This window comes from Chelativorans sp. AA-79 (assembly GCF_029457495.1).
In the GTDB taxonomy this organism is placed as follows: Bacteria; Pseudomonadota; Alphaproteobacteria; order Rhizobiales; family Rhizobiaceae; genus Chelativorans.
Genome location: NZ_CP120361.1, coordinates 2,757,530 through 2,780,168, shown reverse-complemented (window position 1 = coordinate 2,780,168; position 22,639 = coordinate 2,757,530). Strand labels below are relative to the sequence as shown.

Sequence of the window (22,639 nt, the reverse complement as noted above, 5' to 3'; positions counted from 1 at the left end):
TCGGCCCGGCATATTGCCGCAGGACCTCCATGTAGTCCACGGCAGGAGTCCGTCTACAGCACGGTTCCTCCCTCGCGACTGGAAGCTATCACGTCGCAAGCGACGGCGCCACGCGATTTATGCATGGCAGCTATGCCGGCTAACTTATTACTCCGGCTATCTATTTTTGGATTAACTGGATTTCGGTTAATACGCTGTCGGTCTGCGGAAAATCACGATTTCGTTTTCCTTCGCGAAGTTCAGTGACCTGCGAGCCTGCTCGTCGAGCATGTCCTTCTCGATGGTCCCGCCGGCGAGAAGGCTGAGCCGCTCCTCGAGCTTCCCGCGCGTTTCGCGCAGCCCGTCCAGTTCAGCTTCGAGCGTCGCGACACGCGCCTCGAGCCTGTCCTTGGCGTTGAGCCCGTAGGTGCCTTGATAGGCATGGAAACCGAAATAGGAGAGCACGACTGCGGTGATCGCTGGAACGATCAACCGGCCCGTGTTGCGGCGTTTATGATGGCGGGTCCACATGCGACGAATTCCCTTTCGCCGCATGTGACCACAGCTTGCTTAATGGACGGTTATCCGTCCCTCCCGATACGGCTCATCCGCGCAGGATGGAGCGGCCGGCATAGCGGGCGGCGCGCCCGAGCTGCTCCTCGATGCGGATGAGCTGGTTGTACTTCGCCAACCGGTCGGATCGGGCGAGCGAACCCGTCTTGATCTGCCCGCAATTGGTGGCGACGGCGAGGTCTGCGATGGTGGAATCCTCCGTCTCGCCGGAGCGGTGCGACATCACGGCGGTGTAGGCGGCCTTGTGTGCGGTTTCCACCGCCTCCAAGGTCTCGGTGAGGCTGCCGATCTGATTGACCTTGACGAGGATCGAATTGGCAATGCCCATATTGATCCCGTCCTTGAGGCGCGCGGCATTGGTGACGAAGAGATCGTCGCCCACAAGCTGCACCTTGCCACCGATGAGGTCTGTCAGCACCTTCCAGCCCTCGAAATCGTCCTCGGCCATGCCGTCTTCGATGGAGATGATGGGATAGTCGCCGGCGAGCTTCGCCAGATATTCGGCCTGCGCCTTCGCGTCGCGCGTCTGCCCCTCGCCTTCATAGACATATTTGCCGTCCTTGAAGAACTCGGTCGCAGCACAATCGAGCGCGATCGCCACCTCCTCGCCCGGCTTGAAGCCCGCCTTCTCGACGGAGGCCGTGATGAAGTCGAGCGCGGCCTTGGCGTCCTTCAGATTGGGCGCGAAACCACCTTCGTCGCCCACATTGGTGTTGTGGCCGGCGGCCTTCAGCCCCGATTTCAGGGTGTGGAAGATTTCCGAGCCCCAGCGCACCGCATCGCGCAGCGTCTCCGCGCCGACGGGCATGACCATGAATTCCTGGAAGTCGATCGGATTGTCCGCATGTGCACCGCCATTGATGATGTTCATCATCGGCACCGGCAGGGTGTGCGCTGCCGCACCCCCCACATAGCGGTAGAGCGGCAGGCCGGAAGCGGCGGCAGCCGCCTTCGCGACCGCAAGGGAAACGCCGAGGATCGCGTTGGCACCGAGCCGGCTCTTGTTGGGCGTGCCGTCGAGCTCGATCATCGCGCGGTCGACATGGATCTGGTCCTCCGCCTCCAGGCCCCCGACCGCCTCGAAGATCTCGCCGTTCACGGCCTCGACGGCGCGCATCACGCCCTTGCCGAGATAACGCGTGCCGCCGTCGCGCAGTTCGACGGCTTCGTGTGCTCCGGTTGAAGCCCCGGAGGGAACCGCGGCGCGGCCGAACGAGCCGTCCTCCAGGACCACATCGACCTCGACGGTGGGATTGCCGCGGCTGTCGAGGATTTCACGTCCGACGATGTCGACAATGGCAGTCATGGATACTGTCCTCCGGCTTGGGTTGGAGCGTGGAAAGGTCGCGCCCCTCTTATCCTACGCGGCAAAAAAGACAATGCGTGTGACGCGCGAAGCGCTCAACCGGCCTTCGCTATCCGGTCAAAGGCCATCAGCCGTCCCAGAAGGGCCGGGAGCTTGTCCAGAGGCACCATGTTCGGCCCGTCGGAGGGCGCCTTGTCGGGATCCTGGTGTGTCTCGATGAAGACGCCGGCCACGCCGACGGCGACCGCCGCCCGCGCCAGCGTTTCCACGAAGCGCCGCTCGCCGCCCGACGAACTCCCCTGCCCGCCCGGCTGCTGCACCGAATGGGTGGCATCGAAGATCACCGGCGCGCCGATCTCGGCCATCAGCGGAAGCGCGCGCATGTCGGAGACCAGCGTGTTGTAGCCGAAGGAGACACCCCGCTCGGTGGTGAGCACGTTCAGATTGCCGGAATCCGTGATCTTGGCCACGACGTTCTTCATGTCCCAGGGGGCGAGGAACTGACCCTTCTTCACGTTCACGGCCTTGCCGGTCTTGGCCGCGGCGACCAGCAGGTCCGTCTGCCGGCAGAGGAAGGCCGGGATCTGCAGCACATCCACGACATCCGCGACGATGCCGCACTGTTCTTCCGTATGGATATCGGTCAGTACCGGAACGCCCAGTTCACGCCGGAGATCGGCGAAGATCGGAAGCGCGGCGTCGAGCCCCGTCCCCCGCCGGCCCGACAGCGAGGTCCGGTTCGCCTTGTCGAAGCTGGTCTTGTAGACGAAGCCGATGCCGAGTTGTTCGGTCAGTTCCTTGAGGCGGCCCGCCATTTCGAAGGCGTGTTCCCGCGTCTCGAGTTGGCAGGGGCCTGCAATCAGTACCAAAGGCGCACTGTTGGAGAATACAGCCCGGCCGATTTCAACCCGCGGATTAGGGGTCATGGTTTAGCCCTTCAGAAAGATGGAACGCCAATTGGAACGCTAAGAAGCGCATCGGCCGGGGAACGCTCGGGCTCCTCTAAGATGAAATACGCGCCCTGCCCTGATGCGGGCGGCACCACGAGCAGGCCTCTATGCATCGTATGGACGACCTGCGCAACGCCCAGGCGCTCGGCGATCGCACTGGCAGAAACCGTGCGGAAGACGATGCCGCGCAGGCGCAGATCCTCGCCGTCGCCGGCATCGATGCGATAGGCGTACCCGGCATCCGCGGGCCCGAGAAGCGAAACGAGCCCGTTTGAAAACGCCCAGACACCGCCGACCGCCTCGGTTTCGAAAAGCAAGGTCAGAAAGGCTTCTGATGCGGTCAGATCCGCAGTCGTCGCCAGTATTCGCGAGATGCCTTGGACCTGGTTTTCGTGATGCCGCAGGAAGGAACGATCGGCGGCGGGCATATTCACCCGCTCGCATGTGAAGAAGAACGTGGGGCAGGAGCCCAAAGCAGCGAAGGCCAGCCTGAACGAAGCCTCGGAACGGGTGCCATCGGTGTCGGTGAACGGCCTGGAGAATGAAAGCGGTGGCCCCGCCGAGAGATGCTCGCCTACGAAGCGAACGTGATCAGAGGTCGCGTCCACCGTGCCGAGGGCAAGCGCGGAAAAGCCTTCCTCACCACAGGCTTCCCGAAACCGGCGGTCGCGCAGGACAAAGGTGTTGTTGTCGGCGATCGCATCCCGTGCCGCGTTTTCGTCGGCGATGGCCAACGGTTCGAGATAGGTTCCATCCTCGAAGAAGACGCAACAGTTTGCGGTGCCAAAGGGGTGTGCTGCGTCAGGAGCCACGGTGAAGCCGAGACCGGCAAGTCTTTCTCGTGTCACTGCTAGGTTTGCCGTCGGCAGCACGCAATGATCGAGCTTCATTCAATGCTCCGCAGGACGATCCACATAACATCCAACTAAGCAGTCGGCCGCTCAAATGCAATCGCAGCAGCAATCCACCGGCCGATAAGCGCATCACACCAGCCGCGACTGCTCCACAGCCGCGGCGATAAAGGAGGCGAACAGCGGATGCGGCTCGAAAGGCCGGCTCTTCAATTCCGGGTGGTATTGCACACCGATGAACCAGGGATGGTCCGGATATTCAACCGTCTCGGGCAGCACGCCATCCGGTGAAAGGCCGGCGAAGACCAACCCGCAGGCTTCAAGCTTCTCCCGGTAACCGATATTGACCTCATAGCGGTGGCGATGGCGCTCGGAAATCTCCTCGCTGCCATAGACGTCCGCGATCTTGGAGCCGGGGGCGAGCCGCGCCTCGTAGGCGCCGAGCCGCATGGTGCCACCGAGATCGCCGGCGGCAGCCCTCTTTTCAAGCATGTTGCCGCGCAGCCATTCGGTCATCAGGCCGACGACCGGCTGCTCGGTCGGGCCGAACTCGGTGGAGGAGGCATTCTCGATGCCGGCGAGCGACCGTGCCGCCTCGATGCAGGCCATCTGCATGCCGAAGCAGATGCCGAAATAGGGCACCTCGCGTTCTCGGGCGAATTTCGCCGCAAGGATCTTGCCCTCAGAGCCGCGTTCGCCGAACCCGCCGGGAACGAGGATACCGTGCACCTTCTCGAGCCAGGGCGCGGGATCCTCCTTCTCGAAGATCTCCGATTCGATCCATTCCAGCTTGACGCGCACGCGGTTGGCGATTCCGCCATGGGTGAGCGCCTCGTTGAGCGACTTATAGGCGTCCTTGAGGCCGGTATACTTGCCGACGATCGCGATCGTCACCTCGCCTTCGGGATTGTGGATCCGGTTCGAGACCTCTTCCCAGCGCTCCATGCGCGGCTTGGGTGCTGGATCGATGCCGAAGGCGGCAAGCACTTCCGAATCGAGGCCTTCCTTGTGATAGGCGATTGGGACGTCGTAGATATGCGCCACGTCCAGTGCCTGGATCACGGCCGATTCGCGCACATTGCAGAAGAGCGAGAGCTTCCTTCGCTCCTCGCTCGGGATCGGCCGGTCGGCGCGCACGAGCAGGATGTCCGGCGCAATACCTATGGAGCGCAGCTCCTTCACCGAGTGCTGCGTCGGCTTGGTCTTGAGTTCGCCCGCCGCCGGAATCCATGGCATCAGCGTCAGGTGGATATAGACTGCGTTGCCGCGCGGCAACTCGTTGCCGAGCTGGCGGATGGCTTCGAGGAAGGGCATGGCCTCGATGTCGCCCACCGTGCCGCCGATCTCGCACAGCACGAAGTCGAACTCCTCGTTGCCTTCGAGGATGAACTGCTTGATCTCGTCGGTGACGTGCGGGATCACCTGCACCGTGGCGCCCAGATAATCGCCGCGCCGCTCCTTCTCGATGATGTTCTGGTAGATGCGGCCGGTGGTGATGTTGTCCCGCTTGTTGGCCGAGCGGCCGGTGAAGCGCTCGTAGTGGCCCAGATCAAGGTCGGTTTCGGCCCCGTCGTCGGTGACGAAGACCTCGCCGTGCTGGTACGGGGACATCGTGCCCGGATCGACATTGAGATAGGGATCGAGCTTCCTCAGCCGGACACGGTATCCGCGTGCCTGCAGCAGCGCACCGAGTGCCGCCGAGGCAATGCCTTTACCGAGAGAGGAAACCACGCCGCCGGTTATGAAAACATATCGCGCCATGGGACTCATCGCTTAGCTCGACGCGAGCGATTCCGCCAGAACAAAATGCCCATGCCTGCTTCTTTTCTGCGTATAAAGGTTCAATGCATGCACACGGGCGGCTTTGGGCCGCCCGCGAAATCTTCCGCCGGAAGCGACTCTACTGCCCGGTCGGCACCTGCGATTCCGGATTGGCCGACTGCGAAGCCGGCGCACTCGATTGCCCGGAAGGCGCGGCCTGCGGTTCCGCCGGAGCGGGGGCCGTCTGCCCTCCCGCCGGTGCGCTCTGCGGCTCCGCAGGGGCAGGAGCGGTCTGCGCAGGAGGCGACTGCTCTTCGGAGGGCGCGGGCGGCGTGCTCCCTCCAAGCTGGTCGAGAATGCCGCCGCCGGTGCCCTCGGGTTGCGTTTGGTCCTGCGGCAGCCGGTCGAAGATATCGGTAGGCCGCTCCTGATAACGGGCGTAAATCGAGAGCGCGAGCGACGTAGCGAAGAAGGCCGCGGCAAGAATTGCCGTCGTGCGCGTCAGGGCGTTCGCCGCGCCGCGTGCCGTCATGAAGCCGGAGCCACCGCCGATTCCAAGCCCGCCGCCTTCCGAACGCTGCATCAGGACCACGCCGACCAGCGCGACGACGATAAGCAAATGAATGACGATGATGATTGTCTGCATGATTCCTTCCGGCGCCTGACGCGGACCGCGTTCTCGTCTCGCGGACGCGGCTCATTACACGGCTTTCGTCGCTTTTCCAAGCCCCGCACTCGCTCCAGATAGGAGCACCGCCCGACATTGCAAGCAAATGGCGTGACCGCCGCCGGATCACCCCTTCACAGCCCTGGCGATCGCGAGGAAATCCTCCGCCTTGAGGCTTGCGCCCCCGATCAGCGCCCCGTCCACATTAAGGATAGAGAGCAGCTCCTTCGCGTTGGCGGGCTTTACGGAGCCACCATAGAGAAGCCGCATTCCGACGGCGCTCGTTCCCAGTTTTTTTTCAAGCTCGGCGCGCAAATGGGCATGTGCCTCGGCTATATCCTCATTCGTGGGAGTGAGCCCGGTGCCGATCGCCCAGACGGGTTCATAGGCGACGACGGTGTTGGCGGCGGTGGCGCCTTCCGGCACCGAGCCCGTCACCTGACGGGAGAGAACCGCAAGCGCCTGCCTCGCCTCCCGCTCCGCCCTGGTCTCGCCGATGCAGATGATGGCGACAAGGCCGGCGCGCCAAGCGGCTCCGGCCTTGGCCGCCACGTCGTCGTCGCTCTCCCCATGGTCGGCGCGCCGTTCCGAATGTCCCACGATCACGTGGGTCGCGCCGCAATCGGCCAGCATCTCGGCGGAGATATCGCCGGTATGGGCGCCGCTCTGCTTGGCATGGCAATCCTGTCCGCCAACCACGACCGGCGTCCGCCCCGCTATTTCGGCGGCGCGCGCCAGAAGCGTGGCCGGAACACAGACGATCCCGTCGGCACCGCTGCCCACAGCCGCAGCAAAACCTTCGCAGATGGCTTTCAGCTCGCCCAGGGAAGCGGCGGTTCCATGCATCTTCCAGTTGCCTGCTATGAGAGGACGGATTTCGGGCGTCATGGGTGCCTCCGAGGACTTGAACGGTTAAGCTGGAAGGGTTCAGTACCAAAAAGACGTCACAAAGCAATCGACAGCTGTGTTCCGGGGCGCTATTCCCGAACCTTGAAAACATGTCGGAGAAGTCCGACTTTCACCAGATGGATAACAGATCAAGACATGCTCGATAGCCTTAGAAAAGCCGCGTCTACCTGGGCCGCAAAGCTCCTGCTCGGAATTCTGGTGTTGAGTTTCGCGGTATGGGGTATATCCGGCTCGCTGCTCACGAGCACCAATGGAGAGGTGATCACCGCCGGCGACACCACTGTCACCGCGGTGGACTATCGCCTTGCCTATGACCGCCGGATCGCCGAACTGTCGCAGCAGTTGGGCACCCGGCTGACGCGTGAGCAGGCGGTTGCCTTCGGCATCGACGAGCAGGTTCTTTCGCAACTCACCGCCGGCGCCGTGCTCGACGAGACGGCCCGCAAGATGGGGCTCGGCGTATCGCGCGACAAGCTTGCCGAACTGACTGCGGCCGATCCCGCCTTCCGCGGACTCGACGGGCGGTTCGACCGCAACCAGTTCGAATTCGTGCTGAGCCGGGTCGGTATGCGCCCCGAGGACTACCTGAAGAACCGCGAGCAGGCCGCTGCGCGCCAGCAGATCGTGGACGCCGTCGCCACGGGGGTTTCCGCCCCCGACGAGCTTCTGCGCAACGTCGCCCGCTATCGCGGCGAGGACCGCACCGTGGAATATGTGCCCCTGCCCCGCTCTGCCGTCGAGCCGATAGAGCCGCCGAGCGAGGAGGAGCTCAAGACGTGGTTCGAGGAGCACAAGGCCGACTACGCCGCCCCCGAATACCGCAAGGTCGAATATGTGAAGCTCGAGGCCGAGGACATTGCGGACCCGTCCGTCATCTCCGACGAGCAGGTCGAAGAGTATTATAATGCGCATCGTGCGCAGTACACGACGCCCGAGCGCCGAACGATCGAGCAGTTGAACTTCGCCTCTACGGAAGAGGCCAACACGGCGCGTGAGAGCATGCGCACGGGGACCACTTTCGAGGACCTGGTCGGGCGCCAGGGCAAGAAGATCGAGGATGTGAGCCTCGGTTCGCTGACCCGCGCAGACATTCCCGATCCAGCTATCTCGGACGCCGCCTTCTCTCTCGCCAAGGACCAGGTGAGCGACGTGGTTCAGGGTTCGTTCGGCCCGGTGCTCCTGCGCGTGACGGAGATCACCCCCGAGGCGGTCACGCCGCTCGACGAGGTGAGAGAGCAGATCCGTCAGCAACTGGCGCTCGATGAAGCCAATCGCCTTCTGCTCGACACCTACGACCAGTACGAGGATGCGCGTGCTGGCGGCGACACCATGCAGGAAGCGGCGGAGAAGCTGCGGCTCACGATGCGGACGATCGCGGCGGTCGACCGTCAGGGCAACAAACCTGACGGGACACCCGTCGAGAACGCGCCCAATCTGCCCACGCTGGTCGGCGAGGCCTTCGATTCGGAAGTCGGGGTCGAAAATCCGCCGATCAATCTCACCGGCAGCGGCTTCCTCTTCTACGAAGTTGCGGAGATCATACCGGCCCGCGACCGCGATTTCGCCGAAGTGCGCGACCGTGTCCTCGCCGACTGGACCGATGCGGAGGCGGCATCCCGGCTCGATGCACGTGCCAAGGAGCTCGAGGAACAGCTGAAGAACAGCAAGACACTCGATCAGCTCGCCGCCGAAATCGGCCAGGAGAAAGTGGTCAAGCGCGGCCTTAAGCGTGAGGCCAGCGATGCGGATCTCGGCCAGGCCGGCGTGGAAGCCGTCTTCAGCGTGGCCAAAGGCGGCACCGGCATCTTCTCCAACCCCGCGGGAGATGCGCGTTTCATATTCCAGGTGACGGAGGTGTTCGAACCCGCCGCGGCAACGGCCGAGTCGCTGCCGAACGATGTCAGGAATGCGATCAACCAGGGTCTGGAGAACGACCTGCTCAATCAGCTCGTCACGCGCCTCCAGGCCGAGCAGAGCGTAACTGTGAACAGGACAGCAATGCAGCAGGCGCTGGCATTCTGATCGGCCATGGTGGACCTCAAGGCACATATCGCCAAGGTGGCGTCCGGCTCCACCCTCAGTTTTGCCGAGGCGCGGCAGGCTTTCGAGATCATCATGTCGGGGGAAGCGACGCCGAGCCAGATCGGCGGATTCCTGATGGCGCTGCGCGTGCGCGGCGAGACCGTCGACGAGATCAGCGGCGCGGTCGATACCATGCGTGCGAAGATGCTGCCGGTGACAGCCCCCGAAGGTGCCGTTGATATTGTCGGCACGGGGGGGGATGCTTCGGGCACCTACAACGTCTCCACCTGTGCGGCCTTCATTGTCGCCGGCTGCGGCGTGCCGGTTGCCAAGCACGGCAACCGTGCCCTTTCCTCCCGTTCCGGCGCTGCCGACAGCCTGACGGCTCTCGGTGTCAACATCGAAGCGGGGCCGGAAGAGATCGCAACCTGCATAGCCGAAGCCAATGTGGGCTTCATGTTCGCACCCAACCACCACGCGGCCATGCGCCATGTGGGACCGACGCGCGTCGAGCTCGGCACGCGCACCATCTTCAATCTGCTCGGACCGCTTTCCAACCCGGCAGGCGTGAAACGCCAACTCGTCGGCGTCTTCTCGCCGCAATGGGTGGAGCCGCTCGCACTCGTGCTGAAACAGCTCGGCGCCGAAAGGGCATGGGTGGTGCATGGTGACGGGCTCGACGAGATGACGACTGCCGGGACCACTCGCGTCGCCGCTCTCGAGAACGGGAATGTCCGCGTCTTCGACGTGGCGCCGGAAGAGGTGGACCTGCCCAGGGCGGCCGCAGCGGACCTCAAGGGCGGCGATGGCGAACACAACGGCAAGGCCCTGCGCCGCGTGCTCGAGGGGGAAAGGAACGCCTATCGCGACATCGCGCTGCTCAATGCCGCCGGTGCGTTGGTGGTGGCGGCAAAAGCCGAGACGTTGCGCGGTGGGCTCGCGCTCGCCATCGAATCCATCGACAGCGGCCGCGCCATGGCGGCGCTGGAAAAGCTCGTCGCCGTATCCAACCGGAAACCCTGAGGGCGGGCTGGGACATGGCCGACATCCTGCGAAAGATCGAGACTTACAAGCGCGAGGAGATCGCGGCGGCAAAGGCCGCCCTACCCCAGGCCGAACTCGCCGCGCGTGCGCGCGACGCGGACCCCGTGCGGGGTTTCGCTTCTGCCCTGCGCGCCAGGCATGCGGCGGGCGCGTTCGCGCTGATTGCGGAGGTGAAGAAGGCGAGCCCCTCCAAGGGCCTCATCCGGGCCGATTTCGATCCGCCGTCCCTGGCCAAGGCCTATGAACGCGGTGGTGCTGCCTGCCTTTCGGTCCTCACCGATCGTCCCTCTTTCCAGGGCGCGCCGGAATTCCTCACCGAGGCGCGCATGGCCACCGGCCTCCCCGCCCTGCGAAAGGACTTCATGTTCGAACCCTATCAGGTGTTCGAGGCCCGCGCCTGGGGGGCAGACGCCATCCTGATCATTATGGCGAGCGTGTCGGATGCCGAGGCCGAGACGCTAGCGGAAACGGCCACCGAACTCGATATGGACGTCCTGATCGAGGTCCACGACGAAAGGGAGTTGGAACGGGCATTGCGGCTTTCTTCGCCGCTGATCGGCATCAATAACCGCGACCTGCGCACCTTCGAGACCAGGCTGGAGACGAGCGAGAAGCTCGCACCGCTGGTGCCGGACGACCGCATCGTCGTGGGCGAGAGCGGTATCTTCACGCACGCGGACTGCGCGCGCATGGCAAAGGCCGGCATCTCGACCTTCCTGGTCGGTGAAAGCCTGATGCGTCAGGGCGACGTGGCTGGCGCGACGCGAGACCTCCTCGGGTTGCAGCCCGGCGTGCAGGTGGTGATCTGACATGGCCGGCGGCGAGAAGAACGGGCTCACGCATCTTCGCGCCGACGGGCGCGCCGAGATGGTGGATGTCGGTGCCAAGCAGGAGACGGAGCGTACGGCGATCGCGGCCGGAACCGTCGTCATGGCGCCGGAAACGCTGCAGGCGATCCTGAGCGGCGACGCCAGGAAGGGCGACGTAATCGCGGTTGCGCGCCTGGCAGGCATCATGGCCGCCAAGAAGACGCATGACCTGATCCCACTCTGCCATCCACTTGCCCTGACGAAGGTAGCGGTCGAGATCGTTCCGGACGAGGCCTTGCCGGGGCTAAGGGTCGAAGCGCTTGCGCGTGTGACCGGCAAAACCGGCGTGGAGATGGAGGCGCTCACCGCTTGCTCCGTTGCCTGCCTCACCATCTATGACATGGCCAAGGCGCTCGACAAGGCAATGGTGATCACCGATGTCCGGCTCGTCGAGAAGACCGGGGGGAAATCGGGGATCTGGCGCGCCGGAGATGCGGACCATGGCGCTGCTGCCCGTTAACGAAGCCCTCGCGCGCGTGCTCGAGGGGATGAGGCCTCTTCCCGCCGAGGTGCTGCCACTGGCCGAAACGGCCGGGCGCACCCTTGCCGGCGACCTTGACGCCCAACGCACGCAGCCGCCCTTCAACGCCTCCGCCATGGACGGCTATGCCGTCCGGGCCGCTGATATCGAATCTCCTCCCGCCACACTGTCCGTCATCGGTGAATCGGCCGCCGGTCGGCGTTTCGAAGGCCGTGTAAAGCCGGGCGAAGCCGTGCGCATCTTCACCGGCGCCCCCGTTCCCGAGGGAGCCGACACGATCCTCATCCAGGAAAACGCGTCGCCCCTTGAAAATGGCCGTATCGAGGCCCTCGAGCCGGCGACGTCGGGCCGGCACATCCGGCGCGCGGGCCTTGATTTCCGCGAGGGCGAAACGATTCTCGCGCAAGGCCGGCTTCTCGATCCTGCAGCCCTGTCGCTGGCCGCCGCCGCCGGACATGCGCGGGTGCCGGTGGTGCGCAGGCCGCTTGTCGCCGTCATCGCCACGGGGGACGAACTCGTGCCGCCGGAGGTGGTGCCGGGTCCCGACCAGATCGTCGCTTCCAACAATTTCGGCATCGGCGCACTCGCAGGGCTCGATGGCGCACGCGTGCTGGACCTCGGCATCGTGCCGGACAGGCAGGACGCTATCGCTGCGGCGATCCAGAAGGCTCTTTCGGCACGTGCAGATATCATCGTGACGCTGGGCGGCGCGTCCGTCGGCGAGCACGACCTGGTGCGGCCGGTGCTCACGGCGGAAGGCATGGAGCTTGCGTTCTGGAAAATCGCCATGCGCCCTGGCAAGCCGCTGATGTTCGGCCGCTTTGCAGAAGCGCGCGTACTGGGACTGCCCGGCAATCCGGTCTCCAGCCTCGTCTGCGCCCATCTTTTCCTGCGCCCGATGGTGGCCAGGCTTTCAGGCCGCCCATTCCGGCCCGACTTGCGGACGGCCACCCTCACCAAGGCGATGAAGGCGAACGACGAGAGGCAGGACTATGTGCGCGCGGGGGTCGAGGAAAGCGCGGACGGGTTGACCGCGGCACCCTTCGACACGCAGGACTCCTCCATGCTGAGCACGCTCGCCGCGGCCAATGCGCTGGTCGTCCGCGAACCGAATGCACCCGCAGCCGAAGCCGGGGAGTCCTGCACGGTGCTGATGCTCCGGTAAGGGCTTTTATACCAAGCCACTTTACTGTTGCGGAACACAACTCGAACATATAGTGTATGTTCTGGTTTTGTTTATGACTGATTCCGGGTGGTAAAGATGCTCACGCGCAAACAGCACGAGTTGCTGCTTTTCATTCATGCCCGTCTCAAGGAGACCGGCATACCGCCCTCTTTCGATGAAATGAAGGAGGCGCTCGACCTGGCCTCCAAATCCGGCATCCACCGGCTGATCACAGCATTGGAGGAACGCGGGTTCATCCGCCGCCTGCCCAACCGGGCACGCGCTCTGGAGGTGCTCAGGCTTCCCGATTCGATCGCTCCCGGGCTCGCGGCGCCGCGCAAATTCTCACCCAGTGTCATCGAAGGCGGCCAGGGGCGCGGCGCGCCTGCTCCGAAGCCAGCCGCAAACAATGACGACGAGACGGGTGTGGTCTCGATTCCGGTGATGGGACGCATCGCCGCGGGTGTGCCGATCGATGCCATCCAGCACCGGACGCACTCGATCGGCGTCCCGCCCGATATGATCACGGGCGGCGAGCACTACGCCCTGGAAGTCAAGGGCGATTCAATGGTCGAAGCCGGAATTTTCGACGGCGATACGGTCGTTATCCGCCAGACACAGACGGCCAATCCCGGCGATATCGTCGTGGCGCTCGTGGACGACGAAGAAGCGACGCTGAAGCGCTTCCGCCGCAAGGGTGCATCGATCGCGCTCGAGGCGGCCAACCCCGCCTATGAGACACGGATCTTTGGCCCTGACCGCGTGAAGGTGCAGGGGCGGCTCGTCGGCCTCATCCGCCGCTATTGAGCGGCTGCTGTCTGAAAGAAGGGCCCCTGCCGGCGAATGGAGCCGCGGGGCTCAATCTCGTCGGCATGGAGCGTTGCTATAGCAGCGACCGGAAAAGGATTCACCCGCCCTCTTTATTCCCGACCTGTGACTGACAGGAGCCGGGTCTGTGACGCACGAGGAGGCGGTGCCTCCAGCCGGGGCTCCTTTTTCCGCCTTGTATAAGGCGGCAGGCCGCGCGCGGCCCTGGACCAGGTCCTGTGCGCGTGCCAGGGTCGGTATGGCTCTTCGATCGCGAAGGTGATGTCGGCGCGAAGAGCGGCTTCGCCGCGTCGAATGTCGACGACAGCGCTGCCCCTTCGCGCGAGTTCGCGCTTGGTGATGACAACCGCCCGGTTTGCACCGCAGGGGTTTCCCGCCGTCGCGTCATCGATCACGATCAGCGTTGCCGTCGCGCAGGCGATTCGGGCCACTTCCGGGCTTTCCGCATGAGCGATCACCGCTCCGCTTTGGTGCTGTGCGACACAAAGTCCGTCACCGCAGGAAAAGGCGTTCCCCGGCAGCCCGCCGACAGGAGCGCCGGCCGTTACCGGTTTGAGCACCCTTTCCGCGTTGAGAGAACGCGTCCAGTCTTCCATGGTGAAACCGTTGGGCCGGTTCCGGTTGACAGCGATGACGCCCCCTTCTCCGCCAACACCCACCAACCGGGCATCCTCGCTGATGAAGATATCAGGCAGTTCCCGTGTCATCAGCAACCCAATCCCGATGGCAAGGAAAGGCAGGGCCAAGAGCCTCAGCCGTGTGGTGGAAATGACGAGGATCACGAGAGCCGCCGTGAGTGCCAGCAGTGCCGGAAGCGGGATCAGCCCGACTGCGTCGATCGGTGTGCGATCGGAGAACCATTTCGCAACCGCGATCACGGCGGCGATCGCGTGCGCCATGATCTTCAGGAAAAACCCGTCGAGGCCGAAGGGCATGGCGACCATTGCCAGAACGGCCGCCGGCATGGCGATCGTCGAGACGAAGGGCATCGCTGCGAGATTGGCCGGCAGGGCCAGCGGCGTGGCGCGCTGAAAATGCCAGATGCCGTAGAGAGCCGTCGCCGTGCCCGCGATCAGCGAGGTGGCGGCGAGGCCGATCACGAAACCGAGCGCCATGCGCCCCGCGCGGTGGACCAGCGACCCGTTTGGGGGCGCAGCCGAAGCGCGACCGCTCCGACGTCCGCTCCAGACGGCATAGCCGGCTATCAGGGCGGCGGTTGCGGCGAACGACATCTGGAAGCTTGGCCCCACCACCTCGTGCGGCGACAGGGCGATGATGATGAGCGCCGCGATCGCCACATTGCGCATGGTGAGAGCAGCACGGTCGAAGATCAGCGCGGCAAGCATCACTGCAAGCATGATATAGCTGCGCTTGGCGGCCACCTCCGCACCGGAGATGAAGAGATAGAGCGTGCAGAAGGCAAGTGCCGCCGCCGCGGCATATTTCTTCACCGGCACGCGGGAGGAGAAGCCGGGAAAGAGGGCACTGCCGGCCCTCAGCATGAACATCACGGTGACTGCGACCAGCGCCATGTGCAGGCCGGAGATGGAAAGGATGTGCGCCAGCCCGGACCGGCGCAGCCATTCGTTCACCTCTTCCGGAATGCCCGACCGGTAACCGGTGATCACTGCCACCGCCACTTCGCCCTTCGACCCGTCGATTTGGCTGCGGATTCGTTCGGCGAGCGCCAGACGCACGGTCTCGAGGGTGCGGTTCAGGCGAGCGGTAAACGGCGCTTCGCCCGCAATCTCTGCACGCTCCGGCCCTTTCATGAAGAAGCCGATCGCACCGATCCCGCTGTAATAGCTTGCAAAGGAAAAGTCATAGCTGCCGGGACGCACCGGGCCGGAAGGCGACATGAGCCGCACCAGCCCGGTGACGCCATCGCCGGGGCGCAGGCCGGCAGGCACGCCTCGCGCGGTCAGCCGCACCCGTTCGGGCGCATAGCGCAGCCGCGGGCGCTCCGTCGTCACGATGTCGATGATCAGGCGAATACGGCCGCTCGCCTGATACTCGATACCGGCCACCCTGCCGGTGATCCGCGTCGTCACGTCCGAGCCCAGCACCGGTGTCGCCGCACGCCAGGTCTCGATTTTCGCCGCGCCGACGCCGGCGGTGATGGCAAGGACGGCGCCGCAGCACACGAGCCCCGCCGGCCTGCTCTGCAGGAGCCAGACGGCCAGCAAGAGCGGGGCTGCCAATGCGAAAAGAAACGGGAATTCCGGCTCCCAGGGGAGAGCGTAGTAGATTACAGCTCCTAGGCCCAGCAGCACCGGTAGGCAAAGGAATGCACCCCCGCGCGCGCCGTCTCTTGCCAGTTCGCCCAAGACGGCTTGCGGAAGCATCCGCAGGCCTGCGCCCCGCAAGGGAGCGGCCCGTCCGGAAGAGACGACGGCCACCAGCCCCGGCTCCCGTATAGCAGCCGAAACGACCTTACCCGTCGACGCAGCCTCCTCCAAGACGAGGAAGTGCAGTCGCTCGCGCTCGGCGGCTTCCGCTCGTTCGCCCCCCATGCCCCTGTTTCTCCCGCAGGCGCTTGCACCCCAACTCGCCTATGCTACATGACGGACAGCCAATTTCCACCCGGCGCAGGCGATGGCCGAAAATGCGCCGCTTTGAACGAATCCGGACAAGAAAAATGGCAGAATCCGTCGTCACCCGCTTTGCGCCCTCGCCCACCGGCTTCCTCCATATCGGAGGCGCACGCACGGCCCTCTTCAACTGGCTCTACGCCCGGCACACGGGCGGCAGGATGCTGCTCAGGATCGAGGACACCGACCGGCAGCGCTCCACGCCGGAAGCGACGGCGGCCATCCTTGACGGGCTTGCCTGGCTGGGGCTCGATTGGGACGGGGAGCCGATTTCCCAGTTCGCCCGTGCCTCCCGCCATAAAGACGTGGCGGAGGAACTGATTGCGCGGGGCGAGGCCTATTATTGCTACTGCACGCCCGAGGAGATCGAGGCGATGCGCGAGAAAGCGCGTGCCGATGGGAGGCCGCCGCGCTATGACGGCACATGGCGCGACCGCGACCCGGGCGAGGCGCCGGCCGGCGTGAAGCCAGTGGTCCGCATCAAGGCGCCCGCCGAGGGAGAGACCGTCATCCGCGACCGTGTGCAGGGAGACGTGCGCTTCCCCAACAAGGATCTTGACGATTTCATCATCCTGCGTTCGGACGGCACGCCCACTTACATGCACGCCGTGGTGGTGGACGACCACGATATGGGCGTCACCCACATCATCCGAGGCGACGATCACCTCACCAATGCCGCTCGCCAGGCGATCATTTACCGCGCGATGGGTTGGGATCTGCCGGCGATGGCCCATATACCGCTGATCCATGGGCCGGACGGCGGCAAGCTCTCGAAGCGTCATGGAGCACTCGGCGTCGATGCCTATCGGGCCATGGGCTACCTGCCCGCGGCCCTGCGCAACTATCTCGCGCGACTCGGATGGAGCCATGGCGACGACGAGGTGATGACCACCGAGCAGATGATCGAATGGTTCGAGATCGAGGACATCAACAAAGGTGCGGCACGCTTCGATTTCCAGAAAATGGAAGCGCTGAACGGCGTCCATATGCGCCAGATGGACGATGACGTTCTTTTCGAGCTTTTTGTCGCCACGCTGCCGCATCTCGAAGGCGGACGGGCTTTTCTCGACAAGTTCGACGAAAAGCACCGGGTGCAGCTTCGCGCCGCCCTCCCCGGCCTCAAGGAGCGGGCGAAGACGCTGGTGGAACTGATGGACGGGGCGCGTTTTCTTGTCGCCGAGCGTCCGCTGCCGGTCGAGGAGAAAGCGGCGGAGTTGCTCGACCAAGATGCCCGGGTAATGCTTGCAGCGCTTGCCGACGAGTTTGCCGGCCTCGACACCTGGACGGCGGGGAGCACCGAGGCAGTCGTCCGTGCCTTTGCAGAGAAGACCGGCCGGAAGCTCGGCAAGGTGGCTCAGCCGCTGCGGGCCGCAGTTACGGGGCGCACCACCTCGCCCGGCATTTTCGATGTCTTGGCCGTGCTCGGCCGCGAGGAGTCGCTTGGCCGCATTCTTGACCAGGCGACTGGTGCGTAAGCCCGCACAATCGCGTATGTTGCAGCGCAACACACGTGGCTGTCAAGCTTGGCAGGGTGGGGCAAATGCGCTAGCTAGAGGCACCCAAAACCGTGCTGGCGGTTGCCTGCCATTTCCGTGGCGACGACATTCCTGCCCCAAGTTTCAAGACAGAGAGGTAATGTGCGATGGCGAATTCGACGGTAAAACTTGAACTTGGTGGAGAGACCAGCGAATACCCGGTGCGCAACGGCTCGATCGGGCCCGATGTCTTCGACATCGCCTCGCTCTACAAGCAGACCGGGATGTTCACCTACGATCCCGGTTTCACCTCCACGGCGAGTTGCGAGTCGAAGATCACCTATATCGACGGCGACGAGGGCGTGCTGCTCCATCGCGGCTACCCGATCGATCAGCTCGCCGAACACGGCGACTTTCTCGAAGTCTGTTATCTGCTCCTTTACGGCGAGCTGCCGACAAAGGCGCAGAAGGAAGATTTCGATCTGCGCGTGACGCGGCACACGATGATTCACGAGCAGATGTCGCGCTTCTTCACCGGGTTCCGCCGGGACGCGCATCCCATGGCGGTGATGTGCGGCGTCGTCGGCGCGCTCTCGGCTTTCTACCATGACTCGACGGACATCTCCGATCCGCATCAGCGCATGGTGGCCTCGATCCGCATGATCGCCAAGATGCCGACGATCGCGGCCATGGCCTACAAATACCATATCGGCCAGCCCTTCATTTACCCGCGCAACGAGCTCTCCTACGCCGCCAACTTCCTGCATATGTGCTTCGCGGTGCCCTGCGAGGAATACAAGGTCAACCCCGTCATGGCGCGGGCCATGGAGCGGATCTTCATCCTGCATGCCGACCACGAGCAGAACGCGTCCACTTCCACCGTCAGGCTCGCCGGCTCTTCCGGAGCGAACCCCTTCGCCTGCATCGCCGCCGGCATCGCCTGCCTCTGGGGTCCCGCCCATGGCGGCGCGAACGAGGCTGCCCTCAACATGCTGGCCGAGATCGGCACGGTCGAGCGCATCCCCGAATATATCGAGCGCGCCAAGGACAGGAACGATCCCTTCCGCCTGATGGGCTTCGGTCACCGGGTCTACAAGAACTACGATCCGCGCGCCAAGATCATGCAGAAGACCTGCCACGAGGTGCTGGCCGAGCTCGGCATCAAGGACGATCCGCAGCTCGACATCGCCATGGAGCTGGAGCGCATCGCCCTTACGGACGAGTATTTCATCGAGAAGAAGCTCTATCCGAACATTGACTTCTATTCGGGCATCACCTTGAAGGCGCTGGGCTTCCCCACCACCATGTTCACGGTGCTCTTCGCCGTCGCACGCACCGTGGGCTGGATCGCCCAGTGGAAGGAGATGATCGAGGATCCGCAGCAGAAGATCGGCCGTCCCCGGCAGCTCTACACCGGAGCCGCCGAGCGCGACTACGTGCCGATCGCCAAGCGCTGAGACGGAACGTCAAACACAGACAGGGCCTCCGCTCAGGTTAGAGCGGGGGCCTTTTTTCAAAGATGCCGACCGGCTATATGCAACTCAACGTGCTGTCACGGCCCTGAGCAGCGCCACAGCTCCCATCATGTCGCGCCTGCGGGCAGCGCGGCGGGCGGCAGCTTCCTCGTCCTCGCCCCATTGCGAGATGTTCCAGTCCTCGTCGACATGGGCCGCTTCCCACGCGGCCTCCGCTTCGATTGAGCCGGCTTCCACCGCCAGAGCGAGGATAGCCGATCCGGTCAGTGTCGTCATCACATGAAGGGCGGCAAGCCGCAGGGGATCGTTGCGCGGCCGCAAATGCGCCCCGACGGCAGCGATCGTCTGGCGCGGTTGCTCCACATGCATCACACCCTCCGCGAGGATGAAACGCACGCTGAGCTCGGCTTCCGCCCAGTCGAGCACCGGGTCCCATGCCTCCGCCTGGAGCTCGATCAGCCGGTCGGGCGCATCGGCGCGATAGTAGAGGAGGTCGGTGGATGCGTAGCGCAGAATGTCTTCCATCACCACCTGGATATCCACCGCTACCCCGTCGATGGCCGTGTTGACGAGCCGCGTGACCGGCATGGTCATGGGATCGATATGCTCACCCTGGGCGCCGAATTCGTCGGCAACCAGCCGCGCGGCTGCTTCGCTGGGCAACGCCAGTTCCGCCCCCGCAGGCGTGCGTACCGTCCGCCCGTCCAGGAGGACCGTCCAAGCCTCGTCAGCCCCGCCCACCTCCACGCGCTTATAGAAACGCTTCGGCAGCGGTCGCTGCATCTGGCTTTGCGCGCGGCGCATCGGATCGGGATCCGAAAATTGCCGGCCATCATCGAGATCGTTCAGAATATCACGCATGGCTTCAATATATAGGCAGGCGCCTGGTGCCGTCACCCTGACAGGGGAAACAGGGTTTAGATTTCTTCTTTCGCCGCCGCGTCATCGAAGCCGAGCAGGTTCCAGCTCTGCCGCATATGCGGCGGCAATTCGGCCGTGACGTCAACGATGCCGCCGTCGGGGTGCGGGACGATGATGCGACGGGCGTGAAGATGCAACCGATTCTGCATGCCGCCCGGCAACTCCCAATTCTGGTCGGCTTCAAAGTATTTGGGATCGCCGATGACCGGACAGCCGATATGGGCGGCGTGCACGCGAAGCTGGTGCATTCGTCCCGTGTAGGGCTCCATCTCCAGCCAGGAGAGCGCGGTGCCGGCCTGCTCCACCACGCGATAGGTGGAGACGGCGTGGTCCGCGCCCGGCTCGCCATGCTTGGCAATCCGCATGCGGTCGCCGTCGGGCGTGGCTTCGCGGACGAGCCAGGTGGAGATGCGTCCTTCCTGTTTCTTTGGCACACTTTTGACGAGCGCCCAGTAGATCTTCTTCGTCTCGCGGGCGCGGAAGGCCGCTGTGAGCTTGACGGCCGCGAGTCGCGTGCGCGCCACGACAAGCACGCCGGAGGTATCGCGGTCGAGCCGATGCACCAGACGCGGCTTCTCACCTTTTTTGCTGCGCCAAGCCTCCAACATGCCGTCCACATGGCGGCTGACGCCGGAACCGCCCTGCACGGCAAGGCCGGCGGGCTTGTTGAAGACGAAAACCTTGTCGTCCTCGTGGATCAGCATCTGCGACAGCACTTCCGCATCGCCCCGCTCGCGGATGGTGCGGATGGTGGCGGGCGCGCCCTTGCGATCCACGGCGAGCGGCGGCACGCGGATCGTCTGCCCCGGCTGCACCCGGGTTTCCGCCTTGGCGCGACCGCCGTCCACACGCACCTGTCCGGTACGCAGCAGCTTCTGTAGCTGTCCGAAACCAAGGCCCGGATAATGGACCTTGAACCAGCGGTCGAGCCGCATGCCGGCCTCGCCGCCGTCAACCTGGATTTGTTCTATGCCTGCCATCTCATCACCGTTTCGACGGCGGCAATACCATTAGAGGATGCTTCTTGCGAGCCACAATCCGCCGAAGAGTGCCAGGATCGAACAGGCTACGCTCGCCACGACATATCCAAGGGCAGCCGTCTGCGCTCCCCTTTCCCAAAGTACGGCCACATCGAGAGAGAAAGAGGAAAAAGTGGTGAAGCCGCCGAGCAGCCCCGTCGCAAGGAGCAGCCGGATCTCGTTGGAGACGTCGAATCTTCGGGCAAGCGTCTCCACAAGCAGCCCCATCGCGAAGCTGCCCGCCACGTTGACGGTAAGCGTGCCCCAAGGAAAAGCAATGCCCAGGAGGCGCCCCGCCGCAATCGTGGCCAGATGGCGCATGCCGGCACCGATGGCGCCGCCGATGCAAACAAGCAGCAGATGATACAAATCCGTTCCCCGCCGTTAAACTGGCTTATCTCGCCGACAGAATGCGATTCGGCGGCACCTCAGCCACCGCCCTGCCTCTCCCGCCTGAGCTTATCCCAATAATCGAGCCGCTTGCGGATATCCCGCTCGAAGCCGCGGTCGGGCGGATCGTAGAAGGTTCGTCGGCCCATGGCTTCGGGAAAATAGTCCTGGCCAGAGAAGGCATCGGGCATGTCGTGATCGTACTGGTAGCCCGAGCTGTACCCAGTTTCCTTCATGAGCTTCGTGGGCGCGTTGAGGATGTGCTTGGGAGGGAGCAGCGAGCCGTGCTCCTTCGCCGCCGCCATCGCAGACTTAAAGGCAGTGTAGGCGGCGTTCGATTTCGGCGCGGTGGCAAGATAGATACAAGCCTGGGCGAGAGCGAGCTCGCCTTCCGGCGAGCCCAGATAATCATAGGCGTCCTTGGCCGCATTCGCGATCAAGAGGGCCTGCGGATCGGCGAGACCAATATCCTCGACCGCCATGCGCACGAGCCTGCGCCCGAGATAAAGCGGGTCCTCACCCGCATCGAACATGCGGCAGAGATAGTAGAGTGCGGCATCCGGATCTGAACCACGTACGGATTTGTGCAGGGCGGAAATCAGGTTGTAGTGCCCGTCCTGGCTCTTGTCGTAGATCGGCGCGCGGCGCTGCACGATGCGCTGCAGGGTCTCGGCGTCGAAGACCTCGCCTTCACCGGCCGCACGCCAAACCTCCTCCGCCAGCGTCAGGACCGCGCGGCCGTCGCCATCGGCCATGCGCAGGAGCACTGCCCTCGCCTCCTCGTCCAGCGGCAGCTCGCGCCCCTCCGCCTCTTCGGCACGCGCTAGCAGGCGCTGGAGGCTGTCCGCCTCGAGGGAATGGAAGACCAGCACGCGGGCACGGGAAAGAAGCGCGGCATTGAGTTCGAAGGAGGGATTCTCGGTCGTGGCGCCCACCAGGACGACGGTGCCGTCCTCCATCACCGGCAGGAAGGAATCCTGCTGGGCCCGATTGAAGCGGTGGATCTCATCGACGAAGAGGAGTGTCTGGCGGCCTTGGTTTCGGCGCAGGCGCGCGGCCTCGAAGACCTTTTTCAGATCGGCCACGCCCGAAAAGATCGCCGAGATCTGCTCGAAGGCCATCGAGGTCTCGCCGGCCAGGAGCCGGGCAACCGTCGTCTTTCCCGTGCCGGGCGGACCCCAGAAGATGAGCGAGCCGAGCGAGCCGGAGCGGATCATCCGCGTGAGCGCGCCCTCGGCGCCGGTCAGGTGTTCCTGGCCCACCACCTCGTCAAGCCGTTTGGGCCGCAGACGGTCGGCCAGCGGCTTACCGACCGCCACGGAAACCTCGGGCTCACCTCTGTCGAACAGATCGCTCATACGCT

General features: G+C 64.3%; 20 protein-coding genes. 8 read left to right on the top strand and 12 right to left on the bottom strand.

The genetic code is table 11. The annotated features are described in order from the left end of the window. Positions 1 to 186 precede the first annotated feature (186 nt). From PVE73_RS13505 to tpiA, 7 genes are all read right to left on the bottom strand, one after another. Positions 187 to 510: a septum formation initiator family protein gene (locus PVE73_RS13505; RefSeq protein WP_277362748.1), complete on the bottom strand. Its 324-nt coding sequence runs from the start codon at positions 508 to 510 to the stop codon at positions 187 to 189. Positions 511 to 583: 73 nt separating this feature from the next. Beyond that, positions 584 to 1,858: a phosphopyruvate hydratase gene (eno, locus tag PVE73_RS13500; protein ID WP_277362747.1), complete on the bottom strand. Its 1,275-nt coding sequence runs from the start codon at positions 1,856 to 1,858 to the stop codon at positions 584 to 586. Between the two features lie 95 nt (positions 1,859 to 1,953). Further along, positions 1,954 to 2,784: a 3-deoxy-8-phosphooctulonate synthase gene (gene kdsA / locus PVE73_RS13495; RefSeq protein ID WP_277362746.1), complete on the bottom strand. Its 831-nt coding sequence runs from the start codon at positions 2,782 to 2,784 to the stop codon at positions 1,954 to 1,956. Between the two features lie 11 nt (positions 2,785 to 2,795). Beyond that, on the bottom strand, positions 2,796 to 3,698 hold the full coding sequence (locus PVE73_RS13490) for a VOC family protein (protein WP_277362745.1): 903 nt from the start codon (positions 3,696 to 3,698) through the stop codon (positions 2,796 to 2,798). Between the two features lie 93 nt (positions 3,699 to 3,791). After that, positions 3,792 to 5,429 (bottom strand): CTP synthase, encoded by a 1,638-nt coding sequence (locus PVE73_RS13485; protein WP_277362744.1) that lies wholly within the window; start codon positions 5,427 to 5,429, stop codon positions 3,792 to 3,794. Between the two features lie 130 nt (positions 5,430 to 5,559). Then, positions 5,560 to 6,066, bottom strand: coding sequence for a preprotein translocase subunit SecG (secG, locus tag PVE73_RS13480; RefSeq protein WP_277362743.1), 507 nt, complete (start codon positions 6,064 to 6,066; stop codon positions 5,560 to 5,562). A 147-nt stretch (positions 6,067 to 6,213) separates the two neighbouring features. Beyond that, positions 6,214 to 6,975, bottom strand: coding sequence for a triose-phosphate isomerase (gene tpiA / locus PVE73_RS13475; RefSeq protein WP_277362742.1), 762 nt, complete (start codon positions 6,973 to 6,975; stop codon positions 6,214 to 6,216). A gap of 156 nt (positions 6,976 to 7,131) precedes the next feature. On the opposite strand from tpiA, the gene PVE73_RS13470 reads away from it, so the two are divergent. The 6 genes from PVE73_RS13470 (at position 7,132) to lexA (ending at position 13,384) form a co-directional block, all read left to right on the top strand. After that, a complete protein-coding gene (locus PVE73_RS13470) occupies positions 7,132 to 9,018 on the top strand; it encodes a peptidyl-prolyl cis-trans isomerase (RefSeq protein WP_277362741.1) in 1,887 nt (628 codons plus the stop codon). A 6-nt stretch (positions 9,019 to 9,024) separates the two neighbouring features. Beyond that, positions 9,025 to 10,041, top strand: a complete 1,017-nt coding sequence (gene trpD, locus PVE73_RS13465; RefSeq protein WP_277362740.1) for an anthranilate phosphoribosyltransferase — start codon at positions 9,025 to 9,027, stop codon at positions 10,039 to 10,041. A gap of 14 nt (positions 10,042 to 10,055) precedes the next feature. Continuing rightward, complete coding sequence (gene trpC, locus PVE73_RS13460) at positions 10,056 to 10,871, top strand: indole-3-glycerol phosphate synthase TrpC (RefSeq protein WP_277362739.1); 816 nt, start codon at positions 10,056 to 10,058, stop codon at positions 10,869 to 10,871. Position 10,872: 1 nt separating this feature from the next. Continuing rightward, positions 10,873 to 11,391: a cyclic pyranopterin monophosphate synthase MoaC gene (gene moaC, locus PVE73_RS13455; RefSeq protein WP_277362738.1), complete on the top strand. Its 519-nt coding sequence runs from the start codon at positions 10,873 to 10,875 to the stop codon at positions 11,389 to 11,391. Then, on the top strand, positions 11,372 to 12,577 hold the full coding sequence (gene glp / locus PVE73_RS13450) for a gephyrin-like molybdotransferase Glp (protein ID WP_277362737.1): 1,206 nt from the start codon (positions 11,372 to 11,374) through the stop codon (positions 12,575 to 12,577). The genes moaC and glp overlap by 20 nt, the downstream gene beginning before the upstream one ends. A 96-nt stretch (positions 12,578 to 12,673) precedes the next feature. Next, the gene (gene lexA, locus PVE73_RS13445; protein ID WP_277362736.1) at positions 12,674 to 13,384 is read left to right on the top strand and encodes a transcriptional repressor LexA; all 711 of its coding nucleotides are present in this window, start codon (positions 12,674 to 12,676) and stop codon (positions 13,382 to 13,384) included. A gap of 113 nt (positions 13,385 to 13,497) precedes the next feature. Here lexA and PVE73_RS13440 read toward each other — a convergent pair whose 3' ends face one another. Beyond that, on the bottom strand, positions 13,498 to 15,918 hold the full coding sequence (locus PVE73_RS13440; protein ID WP_277362735.1) for a ComEC/Rec2 family competence protein: 2,421 nt from the start codon (positions 15,916 to 15,918) through the stop codon (positions 13,498 to 13,500). A gap of 125 nt (positions 15,919 to 16,043) precedes the next feature. On the opposite strand from PVE73_RS13440, the gene gltX reads away from it, so the two are divergent. After that, positions 16,044 to 17,471, top strand: a complete 1,428-nt coding sequence (gene gltX / locus PVE73_RS13435; protein WP_277362734.1) for a glutamate--tRNA ligase — start codon at positions 16,044 to 16,046, stop codon at positions 17,469 to 17,471. A 167-nt stretch (positions 17,472 to 17,638) separates the two neighbouring features. Then, complete coding sequence (gene gltA, locus PVE73_RS13430; RefSeq protein WP_277362733.1) at positions 17,639 to 18,928, top strand: citrate synthase; 1,290 nt, start codon at positions 17,639 to 17,641, stop codon at positions 18,926 to 18,928. 84 nt (positions 18,929 to 19,012) lie between these two features. Here gltA and PVE73_RS13425 read toward each other — a convergent pair whose 3' ends face one another. The 4 genes from PVE73_RS13425 to PVE73_RS13410 are packed head-to-tail and all read right to left on the bottom strand — an operon-like array spanning position 19,013 to position 22,634. Then, positions 19,013 to 19,807 (bottom strand): ATP12 family protein, encoded by a 795-nt coding sequence (locus PVE73_RS13425; RefSeq protein ID WP_277362732.1) that lies wholly within the window; start codon positions 19,805 to 19,807, stop codon positions 19,013 to 19,015. Between the two features lie 56 nt (positions 19,808 to 19,863). Then, positions 19,864 to 20,847 (bottom strand): RluA family pseudouridine synthase, encoded by a 984-nt coding sequence (locus PVE73_RS13420; protein WP_277362731.1) that lies wholly within the window; start codon positions 20,845 to 20,847, stop codon positions 19,864 to 19,866. A 30-nt stretch (positions 20,848 to 20,877) separates the two neighbouring features. Continuing rightward, positions 20,878 to 21,255: a fluoride efflux transporter CrcB gene (crcB, locus tag PVE73_RS13415; RefSeq protein ID WP_277362730.1), complete on the bottom strand. Its 378-nt coding sequence runs from the start codon at positions 21,253 to 21,255 to the stop codon at positions 20,878 to 20,880. 59 nt (positions 21,256 to 21,314) lie between these two features. Next, positions 21,315 to 22,634 carry a replication-associated recombination protein A gene (locus tag PVE73_RS13410; RefSeq protein ID WP_277362729.1) on the bottom strand — a complete coding sequence of 440 codons (1,320 nt, stop codon included), beginning with the start codon at positions 22,632 to 22,634 and terminating at the stop codon, positions 21,315 to 21,317. Between the last annotated feature and the right edge of the window lie 5 nt (positions 22,635 to 22,639).